Source organism: Pararhodonellum marinum, assembly GCF_015354735.1.
Classification (GTDB): domain Bacteria; phylum Bacteroidota; class Bacteroidia; order Cytophagales; family Cyclobacteriaceae; genus Pararhodonellum; species Pararhodonellum marinum.
In genome coordinates this window covers 1-9,639 of sequence record NZ_JACEFJ010000025.1, presented here as the reverse complement: position 1 = coordinate 9,639, position 9,639 = coordinate 1, and the positions used below count along the sequence as shown (strand labels likewise).

General features: G+C 44.7%; 9 protein-coding genes. 8 read left to right on the top strand and 1 reads right to left on the bottom strand.

Going from position 1 to position 9,639, the window contains the following annotated elements; all coding sequences use genetic code 11:
- Window positions 1-673 precede the first annotated feature (673 nt).
- Window positions 674-2,482, bottom strand: coding sequence for an ABC transporter ATP-binding protein (locus H1A14_RS22815; protein WP_194778628.1), 1,809 nt, complete (start codon window positions 2,480-2,482; stop codon window positions 674-676).
- Window positions 2,483-2,774: 292 nt separating this feature from the next.
- On the opposite strand from H1A14_RS22815, the gene H1A14_RS22810 reads away from it, so the two are divergent.
- The 8 genes from H1A14_RS22810 to H1A14_RS22775 all read left to right on the top strand — a co-directional run bounded on the left by H1A14_RS22810 (window position 2,775) and on the right by H1A14_RS22775 (window position 9,608).
- Window positions 2,775-3,203, top strand: coding sequence for a hypothetical protein (locus H1A14_RS22810; RefSeq protein ID WP_194778627.1), 429 nt, complete (start codon window positions 2,775-2,777; stop codon window positions 3,201-3,203).
- A gap of 684 nt (window positions 3,204-3,887) precedes the next feature.
- The gene (locus H1A14_RS22805) at window positions 3,888-4,121 is read left to right on the top strand and encodes a four helix bundle protein (RefSeq protein ID WP_317174923.1); all 234 of its coding nucleotides are present in this window, start codon (window positions 3,888-3,890) and stop codon (window positions 4,119-4,121) included.
- 53 nt (window positions 4,122-4,174) lie between these two features.
- Complete coding sequence (locus tag H1A14_RS22800; RefSeq protein WP_194778626.1) at window positions 4,175-4,678, top strand: winged helix-turn-helix domain-containing protein; 504 nt, start codon at window positions 4,175-4,177, stop codon at window positions 4,676-4,678.
- 485 nt (window positions 4,679-5,163) lie between these two features.
- The gene (locus H1A14_RS22795) at window positions 5,164-5,394 is read left to right on the top strand and encodes a hypothetical protein (RefSeq protein WP_228527939.1); all 231 of its coding nucleotides are present in this window, start codon (window positions 5,164-5,166) and stop codon (window positions 5,392-5,394) included.
- A gap of 607 nt (window positions 5,395-6,001) precedes the next feature.
- Window positions 6,002-6,946 (top strand): UDP-glucuronic acid decarboxylase family protein, encoded by a 945-nt coding sequence (locus H1A14_RS22790; RefSeq protein ID WP_194778625.1) that lies wholly within the window; start codon window positions 6,002-6,004, stop codon window positions 6,944-6,946.
- A 656-nt stretch (window positions 6,947-7,602) separates the two neighbouring features.
- Window positions 7,603-7,785 (top strand): hypothetical protein, encoded by a 183-nt coding sequence (locus H1A14_RS22785; protein WP_194778624.1) that lies wholly within the window; start codon window positions 7,603-7,605, stop codon window positions 7,783-7,785.
- A gap of 131 nt (window positions 7,786-7,916) precedes the next feature.
- On the top strand, window positions 7,917-8,288 hold the full coding sequence (locus H1A14_RS22780; RefSeq protein ID WP_194778623.1) for a GxxExxY protein: 372 nt from the start codon (window positions 7,917-7,919) through the stop codon (window positions 8,286-8,288).
- 147 nt (window positions 8,289-8,435) lie between these two features.
- Window positions 8,436-9,608: a hypothetical protein gene (locus tag H1A14_RS22775; protein WP_194778622.1), complete on the top strand. Its 1,173-nt coding sequence runs from the start codon at window positions 8,436-8,438 to the stop codon at window positions 9,606-9,608.
- Window positions 9,609-9,639: the final 31 nt, after the last annotated feature.

Below are 9,639 nucleotides of genomic sequence, written 5' to 3'. Positions count from 1 at the left end.
GTGAAAGGAGGGAGTTGGGGACTGAGGGATTTGGGGAAGGGAGACTGACGGACGTAGGGAATGGGGGATGTAGAATTTGAATTGTTGTCAGCGTTGTCATTGAGGTTGTCAAGTTGTCATTTCTTCGATGAATTTGCCAATATCGGTTTTCTGTTTGTGACCTAAATTGTTCCCGATAACCTGAAAACACAAAAGGCGTAGCCCTTTTGAGACAACTTGACAACATTGCTGGGAATATTGAATAAGGAATCGTTATCTAAGTTGTCATTTCTTCGATGAATTTTCCAATATCGGTTTTCTGTTTTTGACCTAAATTATTCTCGATAACCTGAAAACACAAAAGGCGTAGCCCTTTTGGGACAACTTGACAACATTGCTGGGAACATTGAATAAGGAATCGATAGTTGTCATTTCTTCGATGAATTTGCCAATACTGGTTTTCTGTTTTTGACCTTAATTATTCCCGATAACCTGAAAACACAAAAGGCGTAGCCCTTTTGGGACAACTTGACAACATTGCTGGTAACATTGAATAAGGAATCGATATCTAAGTTGTCTTTTCTTGCAGTTTACCTGCCACTGGCATGTCGAAAGCCTCGTAACTCGTAAATCGTAACTCGTAAATCGTCAATCCCAAATCATCATTCCTGATCTCGAATCCATAACCTCACAACTACCCCACCCGCTGGCTCTGAAACAATTTATAAAACAGGCCTTTTTTGGCCATCAAATCTTCGAAAGTGCCCATTTCCTTTACCTGACCCTGATCCATTACGATGATGCGGTCGGCTTTTTGAAGGTGGTAAAGCCGATGGGTGACAAAAAGGATCAATTTGGATGGGTCACGTTGGTAAAGGTGCTGGAAAATTTCCTGCTCCAAAATCGGATCAATCGCACTCATGGGTTCGTCCAGAATCAGGATTTCCCGATCCGCATACAGGGCCCTGGCCAAAGCCAATTGCTGCCATTGGCCACCGGAAAGCTCTATCCCATTGTGAAAAGTATGCCCCAGCATGGATTGATACCCATAAGGCAAGTCTGCAATGGTTCTCCCTGCCCCGGTTTTCTGCGCCATGGCCTCCATTTTTTCCTCATCCAGAGGTTCCTGCAGTTGGCTGATATGGATGTTCTCTGCCGCAGTCATGGCATATTGGGTAAAATCCTGGAAAACAATCCCGATGCGGCTTCTCCATTCATCCAGGGCAAGTTGGTCGATGGGGATGCCGTCTACCAGAATACTTCCCTGAGAAGGGTCATAGAAACGGGCCAGCAGCTTGATCAGAGTGGATTTCCCAGAACCGTTTGGACCCACCAAAGCGATGCGCTCACCCATTTTAAATTCCAGGTTAATGTCTTTCAAAACAGGCTGTTCCCGCCTGGGATAGGTAAATCCAAGCCCTTGGATGGAGAGCCCGCTTTGGAGTGGGGCAGCTAAAGTCTGAGGTTGGCTGGCTTCCTTGAGATTGGGTTCCAGATCCAAAAACTCAAACAGGTAAGTCAGAAAAAGCCGATGGCTGTATAGGTTGGCAAGGGCAGAGAGTGCCAGCCTCAGCTGGGACTGCCCACGCTGAAAGGCCTGCAGGTACATGACCAGTGATCCGACACTGATGCTTCCCCCCATGGCTTTAAAGGCTGTCCAACCCACCAGGCCGGTCAGGGCCACTACTTCCGACAGTTGACCAATGCCTTCTACCTTGGCTTTTCGGTTGGACAACCGGCGTTGGTCTTCAAAGAGGACTTTTCGGATTTCTTGGTACTTGTCCATAAAATACTTGCCAAAGCGGAAAAGTCTGAGCTCACGGGCCGTATACTCCCCGGTAAGGACTTCATGCAGGTACCAGCTCTCCCGGTTGAGCTGGGTCCGCTGCCGGTCCAGGGCGTACTGTTTGCTGGCGATGTGGATTTTGGCCAATAGTCCGGGCAGCCCTGCCAAAAGTAGGATGGGCACCATCCAGATGTTGAGGGAGGCCAAGAACACGGTGACAAACAGGAGAAAAAGGCCACTTTGGACCAGTTGTCTGACTGCATCCAAAACTTGCAGGGGCCGGAAAATGGCCTCTTGCTGGGTGCGGTGGAAAGTATCATGGAAAGAAGGATCTTCATAATAGGCCAGATCCAGGCGGATGGACTGCCGTTGGATGATGCCTGAAATATGGTCATGGAAACGCAGCCTTTGCATGTCATTGACCCACTGTGCGGCGATATTGAGCAGGCCTTCCAAGAGCCAGAGCAATCCGAGGCCCAGGAGGTAAGCGATCAAAAGCGAAAAATCCATGGATGCCTCCCCCAGGCCTTCAATCAGCCTGTCAATGATCAATTTGGTCAGGTAAAACACCCCAAAAGGCAATGCCGACTGGGCAAAGCTGAGCAAAAAGCTCAGCACTGTCCAGACCGGGCTCGTCTTCCAAACCAAGCTGATTGCCCGCCGAAAAACCTGAAAAGCGGTGCGGGCAGGATAAACATATCTCTGGTATATGGCCATTTGGGACGAAAGATAAGGATAATTTGGATAATCGGAGAACAGGGAACAGGGAACTGGAAATCGGGGATTTGGTTGCCACCAATTACACGGATAGGCACGGATGATTTTGGGTTTGACCTTTGAGGTCTTCGGGACCTCGAAGGTTTTTTGGCTTGAAGACCGGAGACCGAAGGGAAGTTAAACAGGATATCGGAGAACACGGAAACGGAGAAAAGCTCGAAGCTCAAAGCGGGAAGGGGGATGGAGAATTATGAATTGAGAATTGGATATCAGAGAACGAGGATATCAGTAAGTGAGCTCGAAGCTGGAAGGTGAAAGTGGGGAATTGTCATTCGGGGCCGTGGCTTTAAACCTTACCGTCACCCTGAGCCCGCCGAAGGGTCTTCGTCCTATTGGATCGAAAGGACTTCGTATTTACGGAGAGATGCCTGCCCAGCCGTCAGGAGGGCCTGCCCGATCTTCAGGCGGGCTTCGGCAGGCTGAGCATGACGCAATTGGGCAGGTGGACCCCGATAGCCCTCGGTTGAAGGGTTTTAGGTATACCAGAGCCGTGGCTTTAAACCTTACCGTCACCCTGAGCCCGCCGAAGGGTCTTCGTCCTATTGGATCGAAAGGACTTCGTATTTACGGAGAGATGCCTGCCCAGCCGTCAGGCGGGCCTGCCCGATCTTCAGGCGGGCCTGCCCGAAAGAACAGGTGGGCTTCGGCAGGCTCAGCATGACGCAATTGGGCAGGTGGACCCCGATAGCCCTCGGTTGAAGGGTTTTTGGTATACCGGAGCCGTGGCTTTAAACCTTACCGTCACCCTGAGCCCGCCGAAGGGTCTTCGTCCTATTGGATCGAAAGGACTTCGTATTTACGGAGAGATGCCTGCCCAGCCGTCAGGCGGGCCTGCCCGAAAGAACAGGCGGGCTTCGGCAGGCTCAGCATAACGCAATTGAGGTGATGGACCCCAATAGCCGGAAGGTGGAAGGTGGAAGGTGAAAGAGGGGACTTAGAGACTTAGGGACTGGGTCCGATTTTGGAAATGAGGAAATCACAGCAATCCAACAACTCCAACCGGTTTTTTTGCATAAAATTTGGAAAATAAAAACCATCGAGTAAATTTGTTACTCATGAGTCAGATTTTTACTCGTTGGGGATAAGCATTTGTGTGGCTGACCGAGCGAAGCTTTAGGGAATTATGAATTTTGAATGATATATTATGAATGTTGTATTATAATCAAAATCGAAATTTCAATGAAAAATGATCAAGTACTTTTTATCCCAAAAAGTAAATGGCAAAGGAAAATCTGATTTTAACAAAAACATTTGAATTTAGTTTAAAAATCATGAATGCCTATTTTTTTTAAGGGCAAATCACCACTTTAGGCTTTCCGAGCAATTAGTAAGTGCTGGAACTTCTATTGGAGCCAACGTGGAAGAAGCCCAGGCAGCCCATTCAAAAAAAGATTTTATTGCTAAATTGGAAATAGCGGCTAAAGAAGCTAGGGAAACCCGCTATTGGCTGCGTTTATTTGATAGTCAGGAACTATTGGCTGATTACCAAGACTATAAGTATTTGAGAGAAGAAATCGAGGAAATCATCAAGATATTAAATTCCATTCTGATTTCAACCAAAAACAACCTCCGAAACTAACCCAAATGTCCCCTAATTCCCAATTCATAATTCTCAATTCATAATTCAATAAAGTGCTCGAAAGTCTCGTCACATCCAAAACCCGCATCAAGCTGCTGCTGAAGTTTTTTTCGCACAACAACGCCTCTTACCTGAGGGCTTTGGCGAAGGAATTTGATGAATCGACCAACTCTGTCCGTGTGGAGCTCAACCGGCTTTCGGAGGCTGGTCTGCTTACCGCGGAGGAGGATGGCAAGACCAAGCTCTACCGCGCCAACCACCAACACCCCTTTTTCGAGGAGATCAAACGCATGGTCTCCAAATTCCTGGGACTCGATGAGCTTTTGGAAAAAGTGGTCAAAGGCCTGGGCAATGTGGATAAGGCATACATTGTAGGGGACTATGCCCGTGGCGTGGATTCGGGCAACATCGACTTGGTCCTGATCGGCGACCGAATCGACCGCGAATACCTGGATTTCCTGGTAAATAAAACCTACGAAAAAATCAACCGCAAAGTCACCGTCACCCTACTCGAAGAAGATCCAGGAGATGTGAATGGGATTTTGGTATTTGGATGAAATGATATATGGCCTTTCGGCCGATACAATCAGAAAAATGAAGTAAAGGAAAAGCATTGAAATTTTTCTTTTTTTCTGATGATATGTGGCCTTTCGGCCGATATACAGCCTAGCGACTGAAATATGGGCTGACGCCCGATATAGGATGTCGTTATAGAGATCGTTTTCGATTTAAAAACCAAGTAGGGTATTCCAAATTACGTTTCATCATTCCAAACTCGTAAATCGAAACTCAAAATTCATCATTCATTATTCGAAATTCATTATTCTAAATTCCCAACTCGAAAATCGTTAATCGTAAATCAAAATTCATCATTCTAAATTCCCACCTCGTAAATCGTAATTCGTAACTCGTAAATCCAAATTCGACCTTCATTCTACTAAATTCCTACGCGAAATTTGTAACCCTTAAACCCCAATTGATATTCTCTAAAGATTTGACTTATCCCTCTAATTGATTAAATTTAATTTAAACCAAATTTGAAATGAAAACCATTACCATTAAAGTCAGTGAAAAAATCCACGACCTCCTCATTTGGTTTTTCAAGAAATTCAGCAAAGAGGAATTGGAAATCCTAGATCATGAAAAATGGCAAAACATTACCTCTGAGCTAGAAGAAGATCTTAAGCAATCTCTTGATGGGAAAGATCCACACTATTCCATAGAAGAAATAGAAAATTCGATGGAAGAAATCCTTAAAAAATTTGGAGCTTAAGTTTTCCCATATTTTTCTTATCAAGCTTAACAAACAGTTGGAATTTATCGCCAAGGACAAACCCAGCGCTGCAAGAAAATTTAAAAATGATTTGATGCAAGGATTGAGGCAAATACCGAAAATGCCCTTCAAACATAGAAAATCTATTTTTTTTGATAATGAGGGAATTAGGTACTGAGGGAATGAAAGACTGAGGGACTTAGGGGAAATAAGCTCAAAGTTCGAAGGTAAAAGCTGAAAGTAGTGAGGCAGAGAAAGTGGTTGATCAGAAAAACAGAAAAACAGAATACAGAAAACTATTCATTTGGCCTTAGGCCAAAGAGCGAAACCAAATCTTGATATAGGTGAAATCAAGTTGATCTTTAAACAACTTACCTTGACAACCTTGACAACCTTGACAACCCTGTTTAAGCCAAGCATGCCTTCTCAGTCCAGACAAGTCCGACAACCTTGGCAACCCTACCTACGGTAGACAAGTCCGACAACAACTCATAACTCATCATTCATTATTCGAAATTCATCATTCTTAATTCCCAACTCAAAAATCGTAAATCGTAAATCCAAATTCAACATTCCTACCTCGTAAATCTTAACTCGTAAATCGTCAATGAAAAGAATCCTCGTCACCGGCGGCTCCGGGTTTTTGGGGTCACATCTTTGTAGAAAACTCCTTCAGGAAGGCCATGAAGTCCTGTGTGTGGACAATTTTTTTACAGGAAGAAGGCAAAACCTGCATGACCTACTGGACAAGAAAAACTTCGAGCTCCTTCGCCACGACATCACTTTCCCGCTCTATGTGGAGGTAGATGAAATCTATAATCTCGCCTGTCCGGCCAGTCCGATCCACTACCAGTTTGACCCCGTGCAGACCACCAAAACCTCGGTGGTAGGGGCCATCAACATGCTGGGCCTGGCCAAGCGGCTCAAGGTCAAAATCCTGCAGGCCAGCACTTCGGAGGTCTATGGGGACCCTTCCATCCATCCACAGACCGAGGGATACTGGGGCAATGTCAACCCCATCGGTCCCAGGGCCTGTTACGATGAAGGCAAGCGCTGTGCGGAAACGCTTTTCTTCGATTATTACCGGCAGCACCGATTGGACATCAAGGTGATCCGCATCTTCAATACCTACGGACCCAACATGCAGCCCAATGACGGCCGCGTCGTCACCAATTTTATCCTGCAGGCCCTAAAAAACAAACCCATCACCATCTTTGGCGATGGATCACAGACGCGCAGCTTCTGCTATGTGGATGACCTGATCGAGGGCATTTACCGCATGATGCAAACCCCGAAGGGTACCACAGGCCCCGTGAATCTGGGCAATCCTACGGAATTTACGATGCTTGAGCTAGCCCAAAAGATCATCGAACTCACCGGCAGCCACAGCGAACTCGTCTTCCATCCCTTGCCCCAGGACGACCCCAAACAAAGACAGCCCGATATCACCCAGGCCAAGTCCCTCCTCGACTGGACCCCAACGGTTTCCCTCGAAGAAGGATTGGGCAAAACGATCCGGTATTTTGAAAGAATGATTATTGATGAGTTTTAAAATGATATATGGCCTACGGCCGATATATTAGCCTTCGGCTGATATATGGGCTACGCCCGATATAGGATTTCGTTATTGAGATCGCTTTCGAATTGATAGTTAAAAAGCATTTTCAAAGTAAGGTTTTTATTCATCATCAACTCGTAAATCCGTCAGATGATATATGCCTTCGGCGATATATGGCCTTCGGCTGATATATGGGCTACGCCCGATATAGGATTTCGTTATTGAGATCGCTTTCGAATTGATAGTTAAAAAGCATTTCCAAAGTAAGGTTTTTAATTCATCATCAACTCGTAAATCGCAAATCTAAAATCGTAAATCCGTTAGATGATATATGCCTTCTGCGATATATGGCCTTCGGCTGATATATGGGCTACGCCCGATATAGGATTTCGTTATTGAGATCGCTTTCGAATTGATAGTTAAAAAGCATTTCCAAAGTAAGGTTTTTAATTCATCATTCATTATTCGAAATTCTGCGTTCGACATTCTAAATTCTCAACTCGAAGATCGTAAATCGTAACTCAAAATTCGGCATTCATCATTCCCTACTCGTAAATCGTAACTCGTAGATCCCAAATCCCACATGGTTTCCGGATTTTCCCATACACACCAAGTCTTTTTTTCGTGGATTTGATAAAAAATGAATGGTTATGGAAAAACTTGTTATCGAAGTTCCTGATGAAAAAATACAAATGGTGAAGCAGCTACTTGAGGCGATTGGGGTAAAATACAGCAGCTTTCCAAAAGGTAAAATTAAAAAAGATATCTTAAAAAAAGTTTCTGTTTGGACAGAAGAAGTGATTGAGGCCATCGATAAAGATACAGCCAATTAAGTCAAAGTCTGATAAGTAATTACACAGAGTAACACAGAGGAATTACACAGAGTCACACTGAGTATTGCACAGAGTAACACAGAAAACTCAGTGAAACTTACCTCCGTGCAACTCTGTGAAACTTCTAAAACATGCATACAAACCACATCACCGAACAAATCCTGAAATGTGCCTTCAAAGTCCACTCAGCCCTAGGCCCCGGATTATTGGAATCAGTCTACCAAGCCTGTCTAAAATACGAAATCATAAAGAGCGGATTGTTTGTGGAATCGGAGAAGGCATTGCCATTGATCTATGAAGAGGTAAAACTCGATTGCGGATACAGATTGGATTTGTTGGTGGAGAAAGAAGTCATCGTCGAACTCAAAACAGTAGAATTTTTTACAGATGTCCACTTGACGCAGGTCCTTACCTATTCAAAGATTTCCAATAAAAAAGTAGGCCTGTTAATCAACTTCAATACCAAAAGTTTGAGGGACGGGATTAAGAGGGTGGTACTGTGAAAAAGGGATTACACAGAGTCACACGGAGGAATTACACAGAGTCACACGGAGTATAGCACAGAGTCACACAGAGGAAAAAACTCTGAGCAACTCTGTGAAAATTAACTCTGAGCAACTCTGTGAAACAACCTCCGTGCAACTAAAAATATGCGATCAACAAACCTTATCCACCTCTCCATCCTAACTGGCCTATTTCTATTGGTCAATGGCCTCTGGTTTTTGAAAATGGGGGTGATGACGGATGATGATACTTGGGGATATATGCTGTATGCTGAGGAAATCAGGGAAAATGGCCTTTTCTACAAACCCCATCTTTTCTGGTATATCGGCTACGTGCTGTTTATCCTTGGGGCGAACAGCATCCTACCCGGATTGGGCGGAATTGTGTTTTTCCAGTATGTATTTGCCTATGCTGCTTTGATTGCCTTGTATTTTGCTTCGATCAACCTCTACCTAAATCCCAAAGCTGCCCTCCTGACCTGTATCTGGTTTTTGGGTTTTATGATGATCTCCTTTTGGAATCTTTTTCTCTATGCCGAATCACTGATGATCAGTCTGTATTGTATCAGCTTTTTCTTTCTTTCCCTGGCTTATAGAGGAAAATTCAATGCGTTACATTGGATTCTTGGCACCATCATCCTGATTTGGGCCATTCTGGTCAAACCTACAGGAGTGGCTTTATTGGCAGGACTGATGGCAGTAGCCATTGCATTTGCATGGAAAAGGATTTCAGCTTTAGGCTGGAAACTCGCTTTTTCTATTGCTCTGATCATGGGATTTCTGGTCTTGTTGAATCAAATGCTGGGGACTTTTGGGATTGTGGAAGCTTATCAAAATGGGGAAGTGGTCTTTAATATCCATAAGATGTCCCATATGGATTATGCGGCTTTCCTGATGGTGTCGGTGCCGGAAAGCTTAACCCTCCCTACCGAGGAGTGGAGTCCTTTGGGCAAGATTGTCTATCTCTGGATTTTCAATCCCCTGTATTCCCTGCAACTCTTTGGGACAAAACTTTTTTATTACCTGATGTATGTGCGGCCTTATTATTCTTGGGTGCATAATATCTTAGCCCTTTGTGCCTTAATCCCCATGTATTTTGCCTTTGTCCAAGCCATCAGGGGAAATTCACTTGGATGGTATTTCAAGGTTTTTTCCCTGACTCTAATAGGTTGTTCTGCACTGAGTGTGGCCCTGTTGTCAGACAACTGGAACTCCCGCTTTCTGATGCCGGTATTGCCGTTGGTGTTTTTGGTTGGGGGGAATGTATTAGTTGTAAAGTTGGAGGGGATAGGTGCGAGATTTCAAATCCTGTCCCGATGAATTTCGGGGAAGCGAGAAACGAGAAACGATA

Excerpts from the sequence above, each read along its gene's own strand:
- H1A14_RS22815 (WP_194778628.1), bottom strand. The coding sequence starts at position 2,482 with ATGGCCATATACCAGAGATATGTTTATCCTGCCCGCACCGCTTTTCAG.
- H1A14_RS22795 (WP_228527939.1), top strand. The coding sequence starts at position 5,164 with ATGAAAACCATTACCATTAAAGTCAGTGAAAAAATCCACGACCTCCTC.
- H1A14_RS22790 (WP_194778625.1), top strand. The coding sequence starts at position 6,002 with ATGAAAAGAATCCTCGTCACCGGCGGCTCCGGGTTTTTGGGGTCACAT.
- H1A14_RS22785 (WP_194778624.1), top strand. The coding sequence starts at position 7,603 with ATGGAAAAACTTGTTATCGAAGTTCCTGATGAAAAAATACAAATGGTG.
- H1A14_RS22780 (WP_194778623.1), top strand. The coding sequence starts at position 7,917 with ATGCATACAAACCACATCACCGAACAAATCCTGAAATGTGCCTTCAAA.
- H1A14_RS22775 (WP_194778622.1), top strand. The coding sequence starts at position 8,436 with ATGCGATCAACAAACCTTATCCACCTCTCCATCCTAACTGGCCTATTT.